The 22,288-nt window shown below is 73.6% G+C and carries 14 protein-coding genes and 1 pseudogene; 7 read left to right on the top strand and 8 right to left on the bottom strand.

The window, feature by feature from the left end:
* Positions 1-38 precede the first annotated feature (38 nt).
* Positions 39-239, bottom strand: coding sequence for a hypothetical protein (locus ACGFT2_RS03315; RefSeq protein WP_393272992.1), 201 nt, complete (start codon positions 237-239; stop codon positions 39-41).
* A gap of 237 nt (positions 240-476) precedes the next feature.
* Entirely contained in the window at positions 477-1,976 is a 1,500-nt protein-coding gene (locus ACGFT2_RS03310) for an MFS transporter (RefSeq protein ID WP_393272990.1), read from the bottom strand.
* A gap of 388 nt (positions 1,977-2,364) precedes the next feature.
* On the opposite strand from ACGFT2_RS03310, the gene ACGFT2_RS03305 reads away from it, so the two are divergent.
* From ACGFT2_RS03305 to ACGFT2_RS03295, 3 genes and pseudogenes are all read left to right on the top strand, one after another.
* Positions 2,365-3,219, top strand: a complete 855-nt coding sequence (locus ACGFT2_RS03305; protein WP_393272988.1) for an SDR family NAD(P)-dependent oxidoreductase — start codon at positions 2,365-2,367, stop codon at positions 3,217-3,219.
* Positions 3,220-3,225: 6 nt separating this feature from the next.
* Positions 3,226-4,095, top strand: a pseudogene (locus ACGFT2_RS03300) (DMT family transporter); the annotation flags it as partial.
* Between the two features lie 347 nt (positions 4,096-4,442).
* The gene (locus ACGFT2_RS03295) at positions 4,443-5,210 is read left to right on the top strand and encodes a polysaccharide deacetylase family protein (RefSeq protein WP_393272986.1); all 768 of its coding nucleotides are present in this window, start codon (positions 4,443-4,445) and stop codon (positions 5,208-5,210) included.
* A 35-nt stretch (positions 5,211-5,245) separates the two neighbouring features.
* Here ACGFT2_RS03295 and ACGFT2_RS03290 read toward each other — a convergent pair whose 3' ends face one another.
* A complete protein-coding gene (locus tag ACGFT2_RS03290) occupies positions 5,246-6,355 on the bottom strand; it encodes a galactosyldiacylglycerol synthase (RefSeq protein WP_393273855.1) in 1,110 nt (369 codons plus the stop codon).
* A gap of 197 nt (positions 6,356-6,552) precedes the next feature.
* Between ACGFT2_RS03290 and ACGFT2_RS03285 the strand changes: the two genes are divergently transcribed.
* On the top strand, positions 6,553-7,404 hold the full coding sequence (locus ACGFT2_RS03285) for a ribonuclease BN (protein ID WP_393272984.1): 852 nt from the start codon (positions 6,553-6,555) through the stop codon (positions 7,402-7,404).
* A gap of 37 nt (positions 7,405-7,441) precedes the next feature.
* Here the strand turns inward: ACGFT2_RS03285 and ACGFT2_RS03280 are convergent, their stop codons facing one another.
* The 4 genes from ACGFT2_RS03280 to ACGFT2_RS03265 all read right to left on the bottom strand — a co-directional run bounded on the left by ACGFT2_RS03280 (position 7,442) and on the right by ACGFT2_RS03265 (position 13,647).
* Positions 7,442-10,267, bottom strand: a complete 2,826-nt coding sequence (locus ACGFT2_RS03280) for an NHLP bacteriocin export ABC transporter permease/ATPase subunit (RefSeq protein WP_393272982.1) — start codon at positions 10,265-10,267, stop codon at positions 7,442-7,444.
* A gap of 1 nt (position 10,268) precedes the next feature.
* The gene (locus ACGFT2_RS03275; protein WP_393272980.1) at positions 10,269-12,491 is read right to left on the bottom strand and encodes an NHLP family bacteriocin export ABC transporter peptidase/permease/ATPase subunit; all 2,223 of its coding nucleotides are present in this window, start codon (positions 12,489-12,491) and stop codon (positions 10,269-10,271) included.
* A complete protein-coding gene (locus tag ACGFT2_RS03270) occupies positions 12,488-13,294 on the bottom strand; it encodes an HlyD family efflux transporter periplasmic adaptor subunit (protein ID WP_393272978.1) in 807 nt (268 codons plus the stop codon). Before ACGFT2_RS03270 ends, ACGFT2_RS03275 begins: the two co-directional genes overlap by 4 nt.
* A gap of 137 nt (positions 13,295-13,431) precedes the next feature.
* Positions 13,432-13,647 carry a type A2 lantipeptide gene (locus ACGFT2_RS03265; RefSeq protein ID WP_393272976.1) on the bottom strand — a complete coding sequence of 72 codons (216 nt, stop codon included), beginning with the start codon at positions 13,645-13,647 and terminating at the stop codon, positions 13,432-13,434.
* 677 nt (positions 13,648-14,324) lie between these two features.
* Here ACGFT2_RS03265 and ACGFT2_RS03260 point away from each other — a divergent pair.
* Positions 14,325-15,791 carry a S1 family peptidase gene (locus ACGFT2_RS03260; protein ID WP_393273853.1) on the top strand — a complete coding sequence of 489 codons (1,467 nt, stop codon included), beginning with the start codon at positions 14,325-14,327 and terminating at the stop codon, positions 15,789-15,791.
* 91 nt (positions 15,792-15,882) lie between these two features.
* Here ACGFT2_RS03260 and ACGFT2_RS03255 read toward each other — a convergent pair whose 3' ends face one another.
* Complete coding sequence (locus ACGFT2_RS03255; protein ID WP_393273851.1) at positions 15,883-18,033, bottom strand: SpoIIE family protein phosphatase; 2,151 nt, start codon at positions 18,031-18,033, stop codon at positions 15,883-15,885.
* A 1,151-nt stretch (positions 18,034-19,184) separates the two neighbouring features.
* On the opposite strand from ACGFT2_RS03255, the gene ACGFT2_RS03250 reads away from it, so the two are divergent.
* Both ACGFT2_RS03250 and ACGFT2_RS03245 read left to right on the top strand, forming a co-directional pair.
* Complete coding sequence (locus ACGFT2_RS03250; RefSeq protein ID WP_393272974.1) at positions 19,185-20,393, top strand: cytochrome P450; 1,209 nt, start codon at positions 19,185-19,187, stop codon at positions 20,391-20,393.
* Positions 20,394-20,491: 98 nt separating this feature from the next.
* Positions 20,492-21,847 (top strand): serine hydrolase domain-containing protein, encoded by a 1,356-nt coding sequence (locus ACGFT2_RS03245; RefSeq protein ID WP_393272972.1) that lies wholly within the window; start codon positions 20,492-20,494, stop codon positions 21,845-21,847.
* Positions 21,848-22,288: the final 441 nt, after the last annotated feature.

Here is a 22,288-nt window from a genome sequence, read left to right as displayed (position 1 = left end):
GCGACGCGTGAAAGCACTAGCGACCTGGAGGCACGGTCCTAGCGGTCCCGGTCGCCGTCGCCCTCCGCCTGTTCCTGTGCGCCGGTGTTCGGGGTGACGGCGTCACCGGCCTCCCCCGAACCGCGCTTGTCCTCGTCTCGCTTCTCGGCCTCCTCGACCTCCCGGAGCACCTCCTCCAGGGCCGTCTCGGGCCGTTCGGCGTGGCCGTCGTGGTCGTTGTGGTCGCTCCCGCCGGGCATGGCGCCTCCTTCCCTCACCGAACGCGCTTGATCCGCTGCGGGTTGCCCGCAGGCCACCGACTCACCCGCAGGCACCGACTCAAGCGTCCCGCCGGGGAGTGTGCTGCCGCCACCGGACCGGTACGGGGGCGCCCCCGGTAAGCGAACCGGCTCCGGCGGCCCGGGGGGCCGCCGTCACGCGAGGGGCCGCCGTCACCCCGCGGACGGCGGCCCCTCGGGCCGGGAAGGCGGACGCCGTCACATGTGGACGACCGGGGCGGCGCCCGTGTCCTGGGCCGGCACCCCGCGCCGGTAGAGCAGGAAGGCGATCACCGTACCCACGCCGAAGAAGACCGCGGACCACCAGAAGGCGGTCGTGTAGCTCTCGATCGTGGCCTGCGCCCGCACCGCCTTGCTCGCGGCGTCCCGGCCGGCGAGGTAGTCGGTGGCGGCGCTCGCGGCCAGCGTGTTCAGCAGGGCGGTGCCGATCGAACCGCCCACCTGCTGCATGGCGTTGACGGTCGCCGAGGCAACGCCCGCGTCCTCGGCCTCGACCCCGCCCGTGGCCAGCTGCATGGCCGGCGGCATGACCAGCCCGAGGCCCACGCCGATCACGATCAGCTGCGGGAGCACGGCGCCGGCGTAGTGCGCACCGAGCCCGATGCCGGTCAGCCAGGCCATGCCGGCCGTGGCGATCGCGAAGCCCAGCGGGATGACCGCCTTCGGGCCGAGCCGGGGCACCAGGATCGTCGTGCCGGCCTGCGCGGTCACCATCAGCGCGCCGACCATCGGCAGGAAGGCCACACCGGTCTTCGTGGGGCTGAAGCCCAGATTGAGCTGGAGGTAGTAGGTCAGGAAGAGGAACACGCCGAACATGCCCGCACCGGTGATCAGCACGGCGACGAAGGAGGCCGCCCGGTCCCGGTCGAGCAGGATCCGCAGCGGCAGCAGCGGATGCGCCGCCCGGGTCTGCCACCAGGCGAAGACGGCCAGCAGCAGCGCGCCGGCTATCAGGAAGCCCCAGGTGAGCGGGGAGTCCCAGTCGTGGGACTCGGCGTTGGAGAAGCCGTACACCAGGGAGAACAGGCCGCCGGCGACCAGGATCGTGCCCGGCACGTCGAGCTTGGCGTTCGCCCCGTCCCGGTGGTTGCCCAGCAGGACCCAGCCGCCCGCGAAGGCGACGACCGCGATGGCCACGTTCACATACAGGGTCCAGCGCCAGTCGAGCGCGTCGGTCAGCACACCGCCGAGCAGCAGGCCGACGGCGCCGCCGGCACCGGCGATCGCGCCGTACACGCTGAACGCGCGCGCCCGTTCCCGGGCGTCGGTGAAGGTGGTGTTGAGCAGTGACAGCGCGGCCGGTGCGAGGAGCGCGCCGAAGGCCCCCTGCAGGGCGCGGGCGACGACCAGCATGGTGAAGCCGTTCGCGGCGCCGCCGAGCGCGGAGGCCGCGGCGAAGCCGACGACGCCGACGAGGAAGGCGGGCTTGCGGCCGAACAGGTCGGCGATGCGGCCGCCGAGCAGCAGCAGGGAGGCGAAGGCGAGCGCGTAGGCGGTGACGATCCACTGCCGGCTGCCGTCGGAGAAGCCGAGGTCGGTCTGGGCGGACGGCAGGGCGATGTTCACGATCGTGGCGTCGAGGACCACCATCAGCTGGGCGATGGCGATGACCGCGAGGATCCACCACCGCCTGGGCCCTGCCTCGCCTCGTTGCCGAATCCCGCCTCGGGAGTCTTCGGCCAGGGTCTTCTGGGACATGGGGGAACCGCTCCAGGGAAAGTCGTTCGCGTGCGGGACACACGCTCGGCAAAGAGCGCGTAAACGAAACAGTTTCGTACACATCGAGCTTAGACGAGCGTCAACGAAACGGCAACGTTTCGCTGGAGGGGGCGACGACCGAGGCTTGCCGGGGCCGGCCCCTCTCTCGCGCCGGCTCGGCGAAGCCCCGCGTCCCGTCGCGGCGCCGTGCGGCGCGCAGCGCGGGTTGCGGCGGGTGCTCCGCCGTGCGGCTCGGGGTTCGCGGGGCCGGCGGTTGTGGGTGCTCCGCCGTGCGCGGTGCCTCAGTGTGTGGCGCCCTGGATACACCGCGAGAGTTCGGCCCCGAGGTCCGCGAGCCCGTGCACACCGTCGCAGTGAGGTCGTCACCATGTCCCACGCTCCGTCCCCCGCAGGACCGTCGAAGCGCACCGGGCCGCTCGCGACCACCGTCCCCGGGGCGGCCTCCGCCCCTAGGTCCGCCCGGGAAGGGTCCGGCCGGGGCGGCACCGCCCTGGTGACGGGAGCCTCCTCCGGCATCGGCGCGGCCGTGGCCCACCGGCTGGCCGCCGAGCCGGGCTGGCGGCTTGCGCTGAACGGACGCGACGTCACCCGTCTGGAGCAGGTGGCCACCCGGGCCGGTGCGATCGCCCTGCCCGCCGACCTGACCCGGCCCGGCGCCGAGCGCGAGATCGCCGGCCTCGCCCTGGACCACCTCGGCCGGCTGGACCTGCTGGTGGCCGACGCCGCGGTGGGCTGGGCCGGGGAGTTCACCCGGATGCCCCACGCCAGCATCGACGAGGTCGTCGGCGTCGACCTGCTCGCCACCGTGCACCTGGTGCGCGCCGTGCTGCCCCACATGGTGGCGGCCGGCTCCGGGCGCATCGTGCTGATCGGCTCCTTCGCCGGCACCGTGGGCGTGCGCGACGAGGCCGTCTACTCCGCGGCCAAGGCCGGCCTCGCCGTCTTCGCCGACGCCCTGCGCTACGAGCTGCGCCGCACCGGTGTGGGCGTCAGCCATGTGATCCCCGGCGTGGTCGACACCCCCTTCTTCCACCGGCGGGGCACCCCCTACACGCGTTCCTGGCCGAGGCCGGTGCCGCCCGAGCGCGTGGCGGACGCCGTCTGGTCCGCCGTCCTGCACGGCCGGGACGAGGTCTACGTCCCCGGGTGGCTGCGTCTGCCCGCCAGGGTGCGCGGGACCGCGCCCGGGCTCTACCGGCGGCTCGCCGCACGCTACGGGTGACCGGCCGTGACCGCCGTAACGGTGCTGCTGGCCCTGCTCGCGGCCCTGTCCAACGCCTCCGCGTCGGTGCTGCAGCGCCGGGCCGCCGTGCAGGAGCCGGAAGAGGGCACCGGGGCGAGGTCAGCGCTGCGCCGTCTCGGGCATCTGCTGCGGCGCCCGAACTGGCTGGCCGGCACGGGGCTGCTGGCACTGTCCAGCGTGCTGCAGGCCGGCGCGCTCGCGGTGGGCAGCCTGGCCCTGGTCCAGCCGCTGCTCGCCGCCGAGCTGCTGTTCACCCTGGCCGTGGGGAGTGTCGTCTTCCGGCGCCGGCCGGACCGCCTGACCTGGCTGGCGTTCGCCGCCCTCGCCGTCGGACTGGCCGTGTTCCTCCTGGCGGCCGCGCCGTCCCGGGGCCGGGCGTCCGCACCGCCGGAGGCCTGGCTGCTGGGCGGTGGTGGCGCGTTCGGCGCGGTCGTCGTGCTCTTGGCGATCGCCCGCCCGGCGCGGGGCGCACCCAGGGCCGCGTTGCTGGGCCTCGCCTCCGCGGTGTCGTTCGCCACCACCGCGGCACTGCTCAAAGAGGCCGTCGGGCATCTCTCGCAGGGGCCCGGTGCGATGTTCGCGTCCTGGTCGCTGTACGCCACCGGCGCCGCCGGACTCGTCGCCTTCCTGCTGCTGCAGGGCGCGCTCGGCGCCGGCTCGCTCACGGCCTCCCAGCCCGCCCTCACCCTCGGCGACGCGCTCACCAGCGTCGTACTCGGCTGGGTCCTGTTCGCCGAATCGATCCATCTCGGCCTGCACCTGATTCCGGAGGTGATCGGCGCTGCCCTGATCGGCGGCGGCAGCATCGGCCTGGCGCACGCCCAGTCCGTCGCGGGGGAGTGGGACAGCTCCACACCGGACCACCACCCACGGGACCGGCAGCCGGACCACCCACGGGACCGGCAGCCGGACCACCCACGGGACCAGCCATCCGGCCGCCCTTCGGAGCAGCGGCCGGACCACTCACCGCGCCACCCCCCGGATCCGTCTCCGGACCCCCGGTCGGGTCGGCGGCCGCCGGATCAGGGTGAGGACCGGCTGCGTGCGCCCGGCGGCACTGACCGGTGACCGACCTGCACCCGCGCCGGCCCGCATTCCGGACGGACGAACGGACGGACGGACGGACGGACCGGACGGGCGGCCCCTCCGTCCGGACCGGCCGGGCCGTGCACCCGCTCGCACACCGAGGAGGCAGCCCACCGATGACCCTCGTGTCCGGCCGCTCCTGGCGGACGGCGGCCGTCCTGCTGCCGGCCGGTGCCGCCGTCGCGCACATCGGCCCGGCGGCGACCTGGCTGCCCGGCGTACGACGTCTGCTGTTCCCGGCCCTCGCGGGCACCGGCCGCCGCCGGCACGTCGCGCTCACCTTCGACGACGGCCCCGACCCGGAGTCGACCCCACGCTTCCTCGACGCGCTGGACGCGCTCGGGGTGCGGGCGACCTTCTTCGTGCTCGGCGAGCGGCTGGTGCGCCATCCCGGTGTGGCCCGCGAGACGGTACGGCGGGGGCACGAGCTGGCCGTGCACGGCTGGACCCACGACCGCCCCTGGCGTCCTTCCCTCACCCGGGACACCGAGGACATCGCCCGCACCGTCCACGCGGTGCACGACCTCACCGGCCGGCGCCCGTGCTGGTACCGGCCGCCCTACGGCATCCTCACCACCGGCCGCTGGTCGGCGGCCAGACGGGCCGGACTGCGCACGGTGCTGTGGTCCGCGTGGGGCAGGGACTGGACGTCCGACGCCACCCCGGCCTCCGTGGCCGCACGGGTCGCGGCGGACCTGGGGGGCGGCGGCACCGTCCTGCTGCACGACTCGGACCGGCACTCGGCCCCCGGCTGCTGGCACGCCGCGCTGGGCGCGCTGCCCACCCTCGTGGAGAGCTGCCGGGAAGCGGGCCTGACCGTCGGCCCCCTGCGCGACCACGTTCCGGACCAGGGCCCGTCCGACGGTTCGCGTCGCCGCCCGTAGGCAGCCGCCGTCACCGACCTGTCGGGACAGCACACCTAGAGCCCGGTCGCGTACCGCACGGGGTCGTGGCGGAAGAGCGCGTGCCCTCGGGCCACCCGCAGCGCGCGCTCCCGGCCGCCCTCCGCGAGTCTGCCGAGCGCCGCCAGCAGCGCGGGCCCGTCCGCGGTGAGTTCGGACACCGCTAGCTCGGTCATCCGCCGCACCCCGTCCGCCCCGTGGCCGGGCAGCGGCCGGTGCCCCACCACGGGCAGCCCCGCGGCGAGGGCCTGTACGGCGGTCTGGCCCGCGGCGTTGTCCACCAGGGCGTACCCGGCGGCCAGCAGGCCGGGCATGTCCTCGACCCAGTCCAAGGGGAGCGCCGTCGGTACCCGGGAGACCCGGGCGCGCAGCCGTTCGTTACGGCCGCACAGCACGACCGGCAGATAGCCGGCACCCGCCAGCAGCCGTGCGGTCTCCGCCGGGCGGGACGCCGCTCCCCAGGCGCCCGCGGACAGCAGGACCGGCGGCCGGCCCGGCGCCCGGCCGGCCAGCCGCTCCCGCCAGCGCGCCCCGCCGGCGACCGGCGCCACGAAGGCGGGCGCCACCACCGGACCGGTCGTCACGGCGGCCGTGCCCAGTGCCCGGTGCACCTCCCGCGCCGCCCCGTCCGTCAGGCACAGGTACCGGTCGTTGCCGGGATGCAGCCACTGCCGGTGCACGGCGAAGTCGAGCAGGAAGACGGCGCTCGGCACCCGCAGCGCGCCCCGGGACCTGAGGTGACCGGTCAGCTGCGCGGCAAGATGGAAGACGGACAGCACCACGTCGATCTCCAGGCGGTCCACGAGGTCCGTCAGGCGGTCACCGGCGAGCCGGGCCAGGGGCACCCCGCTCGGGCGCGGGCCGCTGCCGCCGCGCAGGAACGCGCCGTAGACACCGGCGTACACCCAGGGAGCGTGGCGCACCGAGAACTGGTAGGAGCGGCGCAGCCCCGCGCCCAGGCCGCAGGGCAGCAGCCGCAGCACGTCCACCACGTGCGCCTGGTGCCCGCTCGCCGAGGCGCGGCGCGCCAGTTCGGCGGCCACCGTGTCATGGCCGGCCCCCATGCTCGCGCTCACGATGAGCAACCGGCGCCGGCCGCCCGGCGGACGCGGTTCGGTTCGGGGCACCTCGGCAGGAGTACGCACGGGGTCCGATTCTCCGGGGGGAGAACGGGCAAACGGCTCATCAGCCGGCCGTGTCGCCGCATCGGCCGGGCCCGGCCGCACACCGGCGCGCCGTGCGCCCTGCGGCGAGTTGCCCGCCGCGCGCCGGGATGGATGAATCGGCACAGGAGAGAGTGTGGGCGGCGAGCACGGGAGGAGCGGTGAACCTGTTGCGGCGCGGCCTGCACCGCGCGCGGGAGTGGCTCGGCGTCCGGGCCCTGTTCGCGCACGGCCGTGAGCTGGAGCTGATGCACCGGGCCATGGGATTCGCCACGCTGGCCCTGGTGACGCTGGCGCCCCTGCTGATCGTGGTCGCCGCCGCCGACCCCCTGGTGCGCGGCGGTTTCGCCTCGTGGCTCACCGACGGCATGGGGCTGTCGGGCAGGTCCGCCCGGGTGATCACCGACGTCATCAGCCCCCCGCGCAACGTCATCGGCACCACCAGCGCCTGGAGCGCGGTCCTGCTCGCCGTCTTCGGGGTGTCCTTCGGCGGCAGCGTGCAGAACGCGTACGAGCGCATCTGGGGCCTCGCCTCCGGCCCCTGGCACCGGGTGTGGCGGCAGGCGACGTGGCTGATCGTCCTCACGGCCTACCTCTACCAGGAGGTGACGACGAAGACGGCGCTGCACGGCAACGCGCGGATCACACTGTCCGCGGTCAGCGCCGTGGCGTTCTTCTGGTGGGGGCAGCGCTTCCTGCTCGGCGGCCAGGTCCGCTGGCGCGCCCTGTTGCCGGGCGCCGTCGCCACCGTCGTCGGCCTGGCCGGCCTGCGGGCCTTCTCCTACCTCGTCTTCACTCCGCTCATCGTCACCAACGCCCTCAGCTACGGCGCCGTCGGCACCGTACTCGTGGTCGAGTCCTGGCTCATCGGCGTCGGCTTCGTCATCTACGGCGGCGCCCTGTTCGGCCGCTGGTTCTGCGAACACCACTGGATGCCCACGCACACCGACGACCCTGACGACGGCCCTGACGAACGTGACGGCGACGGCCGCGGCGACGAGCCGGCCGCCTGATCGTCGCGAACCCGGCCGCGGCCGGCCTCCGCGGACTCTAGGTCAGCTGCCGGCGTACCAGTGCGTGCAGGCGGCCCGTGGTGTCCGCGAGGAGGTCGGAGGGTGTGCCCTGCTGGACGACCTTGCCGTCCTCCATCACGACCACCCGGTCGGCGTCCAGCACCGTGGACAGCCGGTGGGCGATCACGATGCGGGTCGCGTTCAGCTTGCGGGTGCTGTCGATGACGGTGCGCTGGGTGTCGTTGTCCAGGGCGCTGGTGGCCTCGTCGAAGAAGAGGATGCGCGGGCGCCGGATCAGGGCCTGGGCGATCATCAGACGCTGCCGCTGCCCGCCGGAGATCGCGCCGTTGCCCGCGACGATCGTGTGCAGGCCCATCGGCATCCGCTTGATGTCCTCGGCGAGTCCCGCCAGCTCCGCCGCCGCCATCACCTCCTCCGGCGTGTACGGCTCGGTGCCGCAGATGACGTCCATGATGGAGCCGGTGAAGGGCTGGGCGTGCTGCAGGACCACCCCGCACTGGCGGCGGACCGCCGACTGGTCGAGTGCCGCGAGGTCCTGGCCGTCGTACAGAACGCTGCCCGAGACCGGCCTGTCGAAGCCGATCAGCAGTCGCAGCAGGGTGGACTTGCCGCAGCCGCTCGGGCCGACGACCGCCACGAACTCGCCCGCCCGGACGGCGAAGGACACGTCGTCCAGGACCAGCGGGCCGTCGTCGGCGTAACGGAAGGACAGGCGGCGGACCTCCAGGGCGCCCGACAGCGGGCCGGGCCGGGTGCTCGCCGTGCGCACCTCGGGCGTCGCGTCCAGGACCGGCCTGATCTCCTCGAAGAGGGGCAGCGCCGCCACCGCCGACACGAACGAACCCGTGAGCTGGGTGACCGAGGTCAGCACCATCGTCACCGACGTGCTGAACGTCAGGAACTCCGCCGCCGACATCGAGCCCTTGGCCGGACCCGCCAGCAGCATGAACATCAGCAGGGTGCAGACCGGCAGATAGACCGCGCCCAGCACCGTGGTGACGTTCTTGATCCGGCCGACCTTCTGCTGGAGTTCCCGGCTGCGCGCGAACTGGCGCGCCCAGGCCGCGTACGCGTAGTTCTCGGCCGCCGCCACCCGCAGTTTCGGCAGTCCGCGCAGGGTCTGGAACGCCTGGTTGTTCAGCTTGTTGCCGAGCACCACCAAGCGCCGCTGCCAGCGCACCTGCCACAGCCCCAGACCGGTGAACACGGCCCCGATGACGACGAGCATGCCGACCGCCGCCATCGCCATCGGCACGCTGTAGTAGAACAGCAGGCCGAGGTTCATCGCGCCGACCGTCACCGACTGCGCGACCACCGGGCCGACTCCGGCGAGCAGCCGGCGGATGGCGCTGATGCCCATGGCCGCACTGGCCAGTTCACCGGTCGAGCGCTGGGTGAAGAACCGGGTCGGCAGCCTGAGCAGCCGGTCCCAGACGGCCGGTTGCAGCGCCGCCTCGATACGGCCTTCCAGGCGCAGGATGGACAGGTTCTCCAGCAGCGTGAACGCCGCCGCCACCACCCCGCTCACCATCACCGCGAGGCACACCTGGACGATCAGGCCCTCCTCGGCCCTCGGCACGTACTCGCCGAGCACCTTGCCCGTGGCGATCGGCACCAGCGCGCCGATGGCCACCGTCACCAGCCCCGCCAGCAGCAGGTTCAGCAGGTCGCCGCGGGTGCCGCCCAGGCTGAACCGCAGCAGTCCGAGCGGCCCGAGCCGCCGGTCGGGCAACGGCCGGTAGAACATCACCGCGCGCGGCTCGAACTCCTCCGCGTTCGCCTTCTCGATCGGCGTCTCGCGGCCGGTCGCGGGCTGTACGGCCACATAGCCGCCACGCCGCCACAGCAGCGCGACCGGCGCCCCGGACAGCGCCCGGTGCCCGACCAGCGGGCCCACGTTCTCCCGCCACCAGCGCCCGTCCAGGCGCACGGCACGGGTACGGACCCGGGAGGCCAGCGCCACCCGCTCGACCGGATCGAGGCGCTCGCTCTCGGCGCCGCTCTGCGCGGGCTCGGCGAGGGTGATCCCGGCCGCCTCGGCGACCAGCCTGCAGGCCGCGTGGGTGGCGTCCGCGTCGGCGGCCGTCGCCGGGCGGGCCGAGCGCCGGCCGATGGAGGCCAGCAGGGTCTGGTCCGCCTGGGCGCGGACCGCCTCACCGGCCTTGATCCCGGCGGCGGTGCGGGTCTCGTGGGTGCGCTCCAGCTGCTCGATCCACCGGTCCAGGGCGGTCAGCAGCCGGTACTGCTGGTCGACCATGCCCTGCCACAGCGCAGGGTCCATCAGCAGGTCGGCGGCGGCCTCCGCGCCGTACACCGAGCCGTACCCCACGCTGCCCGGCGGGACCTGCATCCAGAACACGTCGTCGTCCGCGGGCGTGGCGGTCGGCTCCTCGGCCAGCGGAGCCTGGAACAGGACGGACAGGCCACGGCCCACGCCGAGGGCGACCGCGTACTCCAGCGGGCTGGAGGCCGGCGGCACGTACTGCGGGTTGCCGTACTCGTCGTACGACCAGGTCTGGGTGTGTGCGGGCTGGTACAGCTCGCGCAGGCCGACGCGGTGCACCACGCAGTCGCGGACCGGGCGGGCCACCAGGGTGTGCTCGGGCCCGGCGACCGGGCCGAGCAGCAGCGCGCCCGCCTCCAGCCGGCCCAGGTGGTGCCAGTGGCCCTGCTGGGCGGCGTCCACCGCGAAGAGGTCCAGGGCGCCCGCCGCCACCAGCCACAGCACCTGGGGGCCTTCCAGGTCCAGGCGGCTCAGGCCGGCGCAGTCGAACCGCGTGCCCAGCGAGCCGAGCGCGCCGAGGACCACATCGCCCCCGTACTCCTCCTGAACACTCGTCATCTCAGCGCTCCCTGACCAGCGCGGCGTAGGCGCCACCGCGCGCCACCAGTTCCTCGTGCCGCCCGCGCTCGACGACCGTGCCGTGTTCGAGCACGACGATCTCGTCGCTGTCGCGGACCGTGCTCAGCCGGTGGGCGATCACCACGCAGGCACAGCCGCGCCGGCGCAGGTTGTCCATCACGACCTGCTCGGTCTGCGCGTCCAGGGCGCTGGTCACCTCGTCCAGGACGAGGATGCTGGGCCGGCGCACCAAGGCCCGCGCGATCTCCAGCCGCTGGCGCTGCCCGCCGGAGAAGTTGCGGCCGTCCTGCTCGACCCTGCCGTGGATGCCGCCGGGCCGGCGCAGCACCACGTCCTGCAGCGCCGCGTCCTTCAGCGCCTCCAGCACGGCGTCGTCGGGGATCGACGGGTCCCACAGCGCCACGTTGTCGCGGATCGAGCCCTCGAAGAGGAAGACGTCCTGGTCGACGAAGGAGACGGAGGCGGCGAGCGCGCCGCGCGGAATGTCCTCCAGGCGGCGGCCGTCGATGCGGATCACGCCGTCCCAGGGCGTGTACAGGCCCGAGATCAGCCTGGACACCGTCGACTTGCCGCTGCCCGAGCCGCCGACCAGCGCCACCTGCCGGCCCGGTCCGACGGTCAGGTCGAACCCGGTGAGCAGCGGCTGGTCCAGTGGGCTGTAGCCGAAGGTGACGTTCTCCAGCTCGATGTGCCCCTGCAGCCGCCGCGTGGAGTCGGCGCCGCCGGGGCGGGCGTAGAGCGGGTCGGCCTGGAAGTTCTCGACGTCCTTCAGCCGGGCCACGTCGGCCGCGAAGTCCTGGATGCGGCCCGCCACGCCGTTGAGCCGGGTGAGCGGGGCCGTGAAGCGGGTGACCAGTGCCTGGAAGGCGACCAGCAGACCCACGGAGATGTGGCCCTCGACCGCGCGCACACCGCCGATCCACAGGATGAGCGCACTGTTGAAGGTGGCCAGCGCGGGGGCGACCACCCCAAGCCAGGCGCTCGGCACGCCGAGCCGCTGCTGTTCCTCCAGGGTGGTGGCGTGCTGCCCGGCCCACTTGCGGAAGTAGCCGTCCTCGCCGCCGGTCGCCTTCATCGTCTCGATCAGCTGAAGACCCGTGTACGAGGTGTTGGTCAGGCGCGCGGTGTCCGCCCGCAGTTTCGCGGTCCGGGTCGCCCGCAGCCGTACGACCAGCCGCATCGCCACCACGTTCAGCAGGGCCACGCCGATCCCGACGAACGTCAGCTGGGGGTCGTAGGTGTAGAGGAGCACCGCGTAGAGCACGACGACGATCGCGTCCACGCCGGCCGCCGCCAGGTCACGGGCCAGGGTCTCCGCCACCTGGTCGTTGGACTGCAGCCGCTGCACCAGGTCGGCCGGCGAGCGCTGGGCGAAGAAGGTCACCGGGAGGCGCAGCAGATGGCGCAGGAACCGGGCGCTGGAGAGGGTGGAGGAGATGATCCGGCCGTGCAGCAGATTGGTCTGCTGCAGCCAGGTCAGCACCAGGGTGAGCAGCACACAGGCGGCCATCGAGGCGAACAGCACACCCAGCAGCGAGGTCTGGCCGCCGATGAGGAACGTGTCGATGTAGGTGCGACTCAGCGCGGGTACGGCCGCGCCGACCGCGACCAGCAGCAGGCTGGCCAGCACGGCGGCGGGCAGCGTGCCGGCGGTGCCGCGCAGCCGGGCCGGCATGGCGCCGAGGACGCCCGGTCGGCGCCCGCCCCGGGTGAAGTTCTCGCCGGGCTCCAGCACCAGCACGACACCGGTGAAGCTGCCGTCGAACTCCTCCAGCGGCACGAAACGCCGGCCCTTGGCGGGATCGTTGACGAACACCCCGCGCCGGCCGAAGCGGCGGCCCAGGCCGTCGTAGACGACGTAGTGGTTGAACTCCCAGAAGAGGATGGCCGGTGAGCGCACCTCGGCGAGGGCGGCCAGGTCCATCTGCATGCCCTTGGCCGTCAGGCCGTAACTCCTGGCCGCCTTCAGCAGGTTGCTGGCGCGCGAACCGTCCCGGGAGACACCGCAGGCGATGCGCAGTTCCTCCAGCGGCACATGCCGGCCGTAGTGGCCGAGGACCATCGCGAGGGAGGCGGCGCCGCACTCGACGGCCTCCATCTGGAGCACGGTGGGGGTACGGACCGTGCCCGTACGGGGCTTGGGGACCGGCCGCTTGGCGGGGGCGGCGCGTCTGCGGCCGCGGGTCTCCTGCTGGGTGGTCACGGGAGCAGCCAATCGACGGGGCGCTGGTCGGCCAGCTTGATCGAACCGGAGGCGAGGGTCATCGAGTCCAGCGCGAACGGCGGTCCGCCGGTGGTGGACCAGCGGTAGCCGCTCTTCGTGGCCTTGGTCCCCTCCAGTTCGACGAGGACGGCGACCGGGCGGCCCTTGCTGGTGAACTGCTCGCCGAGCTGGCTGTCGCCGAGGAAGGCGGCGATGGACCGGTCGGACTGCGCGGTGCGGTCCACCGACCGCACCCGGCCGCGCAGTACGCCGTACTTCTGGCTCGGCACCGAGGCCACGGTGAGGTCCACCGGGGCGTGGGCCGGGACGGCGGCCGCGTTCTCGGCGGGGACGTACACCGTCGCGTACAGCGGGTCGCCGGCGTGGGCGACCTTCTCGACCGCGGCGATGTCGCTGCCGGTGTGGATGATCTGGCCGATGGTGGCGGCGAGCGTGGTCACGCGGCCCGCGGCCACGGTGCGGACCACCGAAGTGCCCTGCGGCGTACGGACCTTCACGACGGGCGTGCCGGCGGGCAGCCGTTCGCCCTGCCGGGCGAGGACGTCCGTCACCTGGCCGGCCACCGGGCTCTGGAGCACATAACTGCCCTGCGCGTGCGTGAGGATGGCCGGTGCGCTCACGGTGGAGGCGACCGAACCGGTCACCGCCCAGACGGAGGCGGCCGCCATCACGACGACGGTGACGCCCAGCGCGAGCCAGCCCTGCGGACGGGCGAGCCGCACCGGGAGGTCCAGCTCGTCCGGTGACTGGAGCTTGGCGAGGGCCTGTTGGCGGAACTGCACGGAACTTCCCTCACCCGAGGAGAGACGGCGTTACGGCGGTTCGGGCGCCCCGCCAGGGCCGGCGGGGCGCCCGCGGGCACCCGAGAGCCCCGGAGCCGAGGGACGGCTCCGGGACCAAAGGTGACACCGAGGTGCGATCAGAGACCGGCGACCAGGTTGGTGACCGGCTGGGTGTTCAGGCCGGTGACGCCCTCGACGGTGCCGATGGCGGTGTCGAGCAGGCCGGAAACCGGGGCGATGCCGTTGACGGCGCCGGTCACGGAGTTCAGGGCGTTCACGGCGAGGCCGCCGGAGACGTTGTCCAGCTCGGCGTCCGAGATCTCGACGGTCTCAACCTGGGGGGTGGAGTTCATGGTGGAACTTCCCTTCGTATGGATATTTCACAAGGGGGAGAGCGGCCCCCTCTGGGGACAGACGGACGGCCGCGACCGCAGGCACCGGGCACCCGTCTCCGGGACCCGGGCTGTTCCTGCGGTGCGATGGATCAAAGCACGCACGCCACCCGGGCTTCCAATCAATCAGGGCTCCCACCTGCGCACTTGGCTCCCGCAGAAACGCATCCGTGCAGGTGTGCGCACGGCTTGTCGGCGACTCCTTCACATGCCGCACGGCATCGTCGCGCCCGATCCCTTGCTCGCCGGGCGACGAATCCGGCAGACCGCGCCAAAGGCGTGCCCGGGGGTGTGGGGATGTGCAGATCCGCGGGTGGCGGTGACTTGGTTGAGTATTCAATGTGCAGATTCCCTGAAGCAGGCATTCCGCTACGGGTTCGGGACCGAGCGTCACCGGCCGGTGCCCGAGCGTGCCGGCGGGGAGCGGCCGCCGCCGTGCGGCAGGGACCTTCTCCGGGCTCCGGCCGCGGCCCACGGATCGCGGCCGACTGGCTTGCCGGACGGGGCTGTTGGCAAACGGAATTGAACGCACCGGCCGTCGGGTGCGTACCTACGGCCATCCAGGCGCCCCGATACGAACTGCCGGACCGCGGCAGACCCCCCGTCCCAGGAGGTCGAGAAGTTTGAGTCACAAGCGAATGCCGAAGCGCAAGGCCGCGATAGCGGTGGGCGGTGTCGCGGCACTCGGAGCGGCGGCTCTGCTGCTGCCCCACGCCAACGCGTCCCAGGACGGGAGCCAGGCCTCGGGCACCACCGGCACCGCGAAGACCCTGAAGGCCACGGACGCCTCGGACCTCGCCGCCCAGCTCCAGAAGGCCCTCGGTGACGCCTTCGCCGGGTCGTACTACGACAGCGGCAAGCAGCAGCTCGTCGTCAACGTCGTCAACGGCGACAGCAATGTGCTCGTCCAGGCGAAGAAGGCGGGCGCGGCCGTCCGTCAGGTGGAGAACAGCACGGCCGAACTCGCCGCGGCCGCGAAGAAGCTGAGGACCAGGGCGACCATCCCCGGCACCTCGTGGGCGGTCGACCCGCGCACCGACAAGGTCCTCGTCACCGCGGACTCCACCGTCACCGGCGCCAAGTGGAACAGACTGCAGTCGACCGTGCAGGGCCTCGGGTCCGGCATGGCGACCCTGAAGAAGTCGGCCGGCACCTTCAAGACGTTCGTCTCGGGCGGCGACGCCATCTTCTCCCAGGTGCAGGGCGGCAACGTCCGCTGTTCCCTCGGCTTCAACGTCACCGCCTCCGACGGCAGTCCCGCCTTCCTGACGGCCGGTCACTGCGGTGTCGCCGCGAAGCAGTGGTCCGACTCCGAGACCGGGCAGCCCATCGCCACCGTCGACCAGGCCACCTTCCCGGGCAGCGACTTCTCGCTGGTCAAGTACGACGACGCGGCCACCCAGGCGCCCAGCGAGGTGAACGCCGGCAACGGCCAGACCGTGCAGATCAACCAGGCCGCCGACGCCACGGTCGGCGAGACGGTGTTCCGGATGGGGTCCACCACCGGGCTGCACGACGGCCAGGTCACCGGTCTCGACGCCACCGTCAACTTCCAGAGCGAGACCGACCCGAGCGGCGTCGACACCGTCAACGGCCTGATCCAGACCAACGTCTGCGCCGAAGCGGGCGACAGCGGCGGCTCCCTGTTCACCCAGGACGGCAGCGCCCTCGGCCTCACCTCCGGTGGCAGCGGCGACTGCACCAGCGGCGGCGAGACCTTCTTCCAGCCCGTCACCGCCGCCCTGCAGGCCACCGGCGCGACCCTCGGCGCGGGTGACAACGGCGCCGGCGGCAACGGCGCGGGTGACAACGGTGCCGGAGACCAGGCCGGCGCCGGGGACCAGGCCGGCGCCGGGGACCAGGCCGGCGCCGGGGATCAGGCCGGCGCCGGGGATCAGGCCGGTGCCGGAGACCAGGCCGGTGCTGGGGATCAGGCCGGTGCCGGCGACCAGGCCGGTGCTGGGGATCAGGCCGGTGCCGGCGGGGACCAGATCGGCGGCGGCGAGGACCCGTCGGCCGGTGACCAGTCCGGCAGCGGTTCGGCGGACGACCAGTCCGGAACCGGTCCGGCGGACGACGGCTCGTCGGCCTCCGACGGTCACTGAGCCGCACGCCCAAAGGCCCCGCCGGTCCGGCGGGGTCCGGGCGGCAGCGCACGGTCCGGCTCTCCCGGGGGGAGGGCCGGACCGCCGTGCGTCAGGCCTCGACGCGGGCCCGCAGCAGCAGCAGCGCCACGTCGTCCAGCCGCTCGCGGGCCGCAGGGCTCTGCCGGAGGATCTCGTCCGCGAGGTTCTCCAGCGGCTGGTCCCCGATCTCCGAGAGCAGCCCGCCCAGCTCGACCAGCGCGTCCTCGATGTCGATACCGGGCGACTCCACCAGCCCGTCGGTGTAGAGGACGAGGACCGAGCCCGGCGCGAGGGAGACCTCGGTCGTCGGATAGACCGCCGCCGAGTCGATCCCCAGCAGCGGGCCACCGGCCAGGTCCAGCACCCGTACCCGGCCGTCCGGCCGTCTCAGCAACGGCGGCGGATGCCCGGCGCGCGCCATCACGGCATTCCCGCGCGCCGGGTCCAGCCGCAGATACAGACAGCTGGCGAACAGCTCGGCACCGAGATCGATCAGCAGCCGGTTGGTGCTGCCCATCACCTCGTGCGGCGCCTGCCCGACCGTGGTGTACGCGCGAACCCCGGTGCGGATCTGCCCCATCAGCCCCGCCGCCGTCACATTGTGGCCCTGGACGTCCCCGATCACCGCCGCCGCCAGCGGCCGGGTCGGCACCAGGTCGTAGAAGTCGCCGCCGATCTCCATGCCGTGAGTGGCCGGCAGATAGCGGGCCGCCGCGTCGAGGCCGGGCGGCGGGACCAGCGAACGGGGCAGCAGCGCCTGCTGCAGACCGTTCGCCAGCCGGTGCTTGGCGTCGTAGAGCAGGGCCCGCTCCAGGGCCTGCGCGATCAGCCCGCCCAGCGAGGTCAGCACGGCCCGTTCGTCGGTGGTGAAAGGATGCGGCTCGGCGTACGCCAGCACGCACGTGCCCACCGGCCGCCCGGACGCGATCAGCGGCAGGTAGGCCCAGGCCGAGAAGCCGTCGGGGGTCTCGTGCCGGCCCGGATACAGCCGTTCCAGCTCCTCCCGGGACTCGAAGAACGCCGGCACCCCGCTGCTCAGGGCCTGGGTGCCCGGGGTGCGCTCGGTCAGCGGCAGCCCGGTGAACCGCTCCACGACGCGCGCGTCCTCGTATCCCCGGTGCCCCAGCACATGCAACCGCCCGCCCTGCGAGCCGAGGATCGCGAACGCCTGGCTGCCGACCGCCGGGGCCACCTCGTCCCAGACCAGCTGGACCACGTCCTGCACGCCCACCGCCTCGGTCAGCGCACCCGCCAGGCTCAGTACCTGGGAGATCGTCACCAGCCGGGCCGGGTGCGGCTCCACCGCCGGCGCCCGCCGCGCCGGCTCCGCCACCGTCCGGGCCCGGCTGACCCGTACGGTCAGTCCGGTCCTGCCGGGATACAAGCGGAACGACAGCCACTCGCCCGGCGGACGCAGCGCCACGAACGACATCACCTGCTGGCTGATCAGCGCCGCCCGGTAACGGTCCTCGTACACCGGGTCGTTCAGCCAGGGCACCGCCACCCACAGCAGGCTGCCGAGCAGGTCCCCGGGCCGCCTGCCGAGCAGACCGGCCGCCGCCGTGTTGACGAAGCCGATCCGGCCGTGCAGATCGAGCGAGACCAGGCCGTACGGCAACCTGGACGCCATCCGCGCCGCCTCGACCGACCCCAGCGTGTCCGCCACGCCCGGCACGGGCGTCGCGAGCACATCGGCCTCGGGGCCGACCGGCCGGTTCTCCGCGGCGGCCCGCTCCAGCCGCAGGGCCAGCCGCTCGCAGGCCCCCGTCAGATGCTCGCGCTCCGCATCGGACAGTTCCGGCGCGTGCCGGCCGGGCCAGGTCACGAACACCGCGCCGTACACGGCGGCCGGCGTCGCCACCGGCACCGCGGCCAGCGCGAACGGGTACGGCAGCACCACCGAGATCCACGGATAGCGGCGGGCCATCTCCTCCTCGCCGTGCACCCACACCAGCCGCCTGCCGCGCACCGCGTCGGCGACCGGGATCGGCGCGTTGAGCCCGACCCGCTGCCACGGCGCGGCGAAGGCCCGCGGCATGCCCGCCGTCACGGCCATCTCCAGGACCGTCTCGTCGGGGCTGAGCAGGTACACCGCACCGGAGTGGGCCCCGACCTCCGCCATCATCGAGGCCAGCGCGAGCGACAGTATCGGCTGCCCGAGCGGCACCCCGTGGGCGGCCGGTGCCCCTGCCGGGCCGGGCCCGTCGGACACGCCGACCACCTCCTCGTACGGCCGCGCGTCGCATCCAAGGGACAAGACTCCCTCGAGGGGACGTCCCGCGCACGGCGAGCGCGCCGCTCACGCCCGCGCGTGTGCGCCGAGGGGCCGTCGCTACCCTGCAGCTCCCCGCTCAAGCCCGCGCAGCCGAAGCATGCGGCGGCACACCGGTCCACCTGTGCGCCCCCACGCGCCCGGATGGCTGATTTCGCATGGGTGATGGCCCTCGGCCGGCACTTCGGCTCGTTCTCGACGGTGCGGCGGTGGCGTGGCTCTCCTCGCTCCGGCCGCCGGAACCGTCCGCGTCCGCCGGCCGGTGGCGAGAAGCGCTCCGGTGTGCCCGCTCGATCCGGCCGCCGTCGGCGTCCGGATCGTCTCCCCTGTTCAGAGGCCGCGTCGGCCCCGCACCGGGCGGCCCGCCACGGCCCGGCACGGCGGGTGGAGAGGTCCGGTCGCAGGTCCGCGTCCGGTTCCCGGAGCGGATTTTTTCCGAGCCACCCTGTTTGGCGGCGGGGTGCCGGGGCACACGCGGGGGCGGCGACCCGGTCGGAGAGTCACCTGAGCGCGTGGGTGGTCGAAGTGGCTGGGTGGTGACGCAAAAGCACGGCAGAAGTACTCTCCGTTCAACCTCACGGGGTTGCTATCAGGTGACCCGGCGTGAAGACTGTGGCCGGGTTCCATCGAAACGAAGGTGTTCCGAGGTGTGGATCGTGCCATTCCTGGGTCAGTACGACTCAGGGCTACGTATTCTCTCACCTCGTTTCGAGCGGTCGGGTCCTCGGACCCTGTCGACCGTTCACGAGCCGGGAGGGTCCGCGCGCTCACCGCGCCGGAGGTGTCACCAAGGGGGAAGTGTTATGCCGGGTTGGTCCGCCGGAAGGGCGGGTGCGGAACGGGCCCGTGGCCGGCCGCGCAGCGGCGGCACCTGTCATCGGATGTGCTGAGGTGTTCCCATCCGTCGTGGCGGCGAGCTGACGCCGTCTGACCGCCGGACCGCGCACCGATGACTCACGTGGGTCACCCGGCGTCCGCCCATGCGCGGCGATCGTGGCGAGGCCCCGTCCGGGCCGTCCGGTCCGTCCGCAGTGCCCGTCCCGGGGCACCACGCTGTCTGCGATCCCTCCGCGCCCGTGCGCCGAAACCAAGGAGAAGACGTGACCAGTGAGCAACTGACCGAGGAGGCACTCCTCCTGGAGGCGTTACCCGAGCGCTGGCGGAGGTTACGCGACGCCGGCCCGGTGCGCTTCGACGAGAGCCAGGGCGTGTGGCAGGTGCTGGACCACGCCACGGTCTCCACCGTGCTCGCCGACCCGGCGACGTACTCCTCCGACCTCTCCGCCCTGACGCCCACCCAGGAGGACTTCGAGACCTTCCGGCAGGGCAACTTCGTCGGGATGGACCCGCCGGAACACCGCAAGCTGCGCACCCTGGTGAGCCAGGCCTTCACCCCGCGGGTGGTGCAGGAACTCGGGCCCCGCATCGAGGACGTGAGCGCGCGGCTGCTGGACGCCGTGGCCGACCGCGACCGGTTCGACCTCGTCGACGCGCTGGCCTACCCGCTCCCCATCATCGTGATCGCCGAACTGCTCGGCATCCCGGCCGAGGAACACCGGCTCTTCCAGGACTGGGCGAGCGTCCTGTTCGGCGGCGAACAGCTCGGCGAGGCCCCCGACATGGCCGACCTGGAACGGGCGCTGGAGGCCATCGCCCCCACGGTGCGCGAGATGAACGGCTACATGCTGGACCACATCCGCCACCGCCGCGCCCACCCCGGGGACGACCTGACCAGCAGACTCATCGCCGCCGAGGTGGACGGTGACCGTCTCGAGGACCAGGAGATGGTCGGGTTCGTGGCCCTGCTGCTGGTCGCGGGACACATCACCACGACCGCACTGCTCGGCAACGCCGTCGTCACCTTCGACCGCCACCCCGGAACCGACGCCGCGCTGCGCGCGGATCCGGCCCTGCTGCCCCGGGCCATCGAGGAAGTGCTGCGCTGGCTGCCCCCCTTCCCCGAGCTGGGGCGCCGCGTCGCCCGGCCCGTGGTCCTCGGTGGTCACGAACTGCCCACCGACACACTGCTGATGACACATCTCGGTGCCGCCAACCGCGACCCGGCCCGTTTCGACCGGCCCGATGTGTTCGACGTGACCCGGCAGCCCAATCCCCACCTGACCTTCGGTCACGGCATTCATTTCTGCTTCGGCGCGCCGCTGGCCCGGCTGGAGGCGCGGATCGCGCTCCGTATGTTGCATGAACGATTCCGCATACTGGCGGTCCCCTCCTACGAGGAGGTCACCTTCCAGAACCCCGCCGTCCTCATCGGCGTACGCCACCTGCCGGTCGAGGTCGGCAGAGCCTAGCGCCGCGCGCAGGCGCCCCGGCCGGACCCCGCACCGTTCACCCACGGGCCGGACCGATCACCCGCACAGGAGACCCACTCAACGGGAGTCCTCTTCTCATGCCCTACACCGTCCCCACCGCTCCTGCCCGCTCCACGGCGCCCTCCCCGTCATTACGCCAGGAACTGCAGGCCCGCCTCGACACCCTCGCCCACCGGCACCGTGTGCCCGGCGCCCAGCTGGCCCTGGACACCGGCTCGGACGTCCTCACCCTGCACACCGGGACCGCCGACGTCACGACCGGCGCTCCGGTCACGGACGACACGGCCGTACCCCTCGGTTCGCTCACCAAGCCCTACACCGCGGCCCTCGTGCTGCTCCTGGCCGACGACGGCGACCTCGACCCGGACGAACCCGCCGCCGCTCATCTGCCCGAGCTGCGGCAGCTGCCCGAGGTGACCATCCGCCAGCTGCTCAGTCACACCTCAGGTCTGCCCACCGGACCCGACTCCGACACCGCGGCGGCGACCACGGGCGCCCGCTACCTCACCGCCCTCTGCACCCCCGGCGGTCTGGTGTTCGCGCCGGGGACCGACTTCTCGTACTCCAACGCCGGCTATGTCGCCGCCGGACGGCTGGTGGAGGCGGTCACCGGAATGCCCTGGCACGAGGCCGTGCGGGCGCTCATCCTCGAACCCCTCGGCACGGTACCCGCGTTCCTCGGTGACAGCGGCGCCGACCGCCCCCTGGCCGCCGGTCACGCGGTCAACACCGCGACGGGCAGGGCCCGTCCGGCCGGGCAGAACCTGGCACCGCTGGAGGCGCCGGCCGGGGCTCTGCTGGCGAGCGCCCGCGACCTGCGGGAGTTCGGCAGGCTGCTGGCCGACCGCTCGGACGCCCTGCCGCCTTCCGTGGCCAAGGAGATGCGCAGCGCCGAGAGCGCCGCGCGGCCGAGTGCGCTGGCCGACGGCTGGGGGCCGGGCCTCGCGCTGTACCGGCAGGACGACCGGGTGTGGTGCGGCCACGACGGCAACGCCCAGGGCACCTCCTGTCATCTGCGGGTCGACCCCGCCGCTGGCACGGTGGTCGCCTTCACCGCCAACGCCGGCGGTGGCACCGCGCTCTGGCGCGACCTCGCCGAGGACCTGGCCCGGATCGCCGGCGTACGGGTGCCCGCCGCGCCGCCGACCAGGCGACGGGCCGCCCGAACCGCCCTGCCCGACGGGTTCGGCACCTACCGCAACGGGGACATCACCTACCGGGTGGCGCCGGGGCCCGACGGCTCACCGGCCCTCTCGGTGGACGGCGACGTGGACCTGCCGCTGGTCTGTTACACCGACCTGTCGTGCGATCTGCTCGACCCGGTCACCGGCCGCCTCGAACCCGGCGGGCGCTTCCACCGTGACCCCCTCACCGGCAGGATCGACCGCGTGCAGATATCCGGGCGCACGGCCCGCCGTACCGACGACGGCTGACCGCGCGCAAAGGCCGCCGCGCCAGGACCGTTCGGACGGACCGGAGCGGCCGGACCCGGACCAGCACTCGGACCCGATCGGCCGGACCTCCGGCCTGTTCGGCCGGATGGGGACCCGATTCGGCCGGACCTCCGCCCCGATCCGAGCCGGACCCGGACCGGATCGGCCGGACCCCGGCCGTCGGACGGGACCTCCGGGCCGCCGGACCCCTGCCGTCGGACGGGACCTCCGGGTCGCCGGGCCGCCGGACGCCGGGGGCACCGCGGGACGGCGACGCCGACGCCGGTCCGCACCGCCCGGTTCCGGGCCCATGTGCGCCGCGCGGCTTTCCGGCCACCGGCCCCTCGCCCTCGGTGTGACGGCCGGCGTTCCGGACACCGGTTCACCCCCCAAGTGCGCCGGTCCGGGCCCCACGGCACCGGTGTACCGCCCCGGCCTGAC

The sequence above is a fragment of the Streptomyces sp. NPDC048514 genome, from assembly GCF_043199955.1.
Classification (GTDB): domain Bacteria; phylum Actinomycetota; class Actinomycetes; order Streptomycetales; family Streptomycetaceae; genus Streptomyces.
This window is presented reverse-complemented; position numbering and strand designations above follow the sequence as displayed.

What these genes read in the sequence shown, in the direction of transcription:
- ACGFT2_RS03295 (WP_393272986.1), top strand. Translation starts at nt 4,443, where the DNA reads ATGACCCTCGTGTCCGGCCGCTCCTGGCGGACGGCGGCCGTCCTGCTG.
- ACGFT2_RS03265 (WP_393272976.1), bottom strand. Translation starts at nt 13,647, where the DNA reads ATGAACTCCACCCCCCAGGTTGAGACCGTCGAGATCTCGGACGCCGAG.
- ACGFT2_RS03245 (WP_393272972.1), top strand. Translation starts at nt 20,492, where the DNA reads ATGCCCTACACCGTCCCCACCGCTCCTGCCCGCTCCACGGCGCCCTCC.
- ACGFT2_RS03305 (WP_393272988.1), top strand. Translation starts at nt 2,365, where the DNA reads ATGTCCCACGCTCCGTCCCCCGCAGGACCGTCGAAGCGCACCGGGCCG.
- ACGFT2_RS03280 (WP_393272982.1), bottom strand. Translation starts at nt 10,267, where the DNA reads ATGACGAGTGTTCAGGAGGAGTACGGGGGCGATGTGGTCCTCGGCGCG.
- ACGFT2_RS03315 (WP_393272992.1), bottom strand. Translation starts at nt 239, where the DNA reads ATGCCCGGCGGGAGCGACCACAACGACCACGACGGCCACGCCGAACGG.
- ACGFT2_RS03260 (WP_393273853.1), top strand. Translation starts at nt 14,325, where the DNA reads ATGCCGAAGCGCAAGGCCGCGATAGCGGTGGGCGGTGTCGCGGCACTC.
- ACGFT2_RS03310 (WP_393272990.1), bottom strand. Translation starts at nt 1,976, where the DNA reads ATGTCCCAGAAGACCCTGGCCGAAGACTCCCGAGGCGGGATTCGGCAA.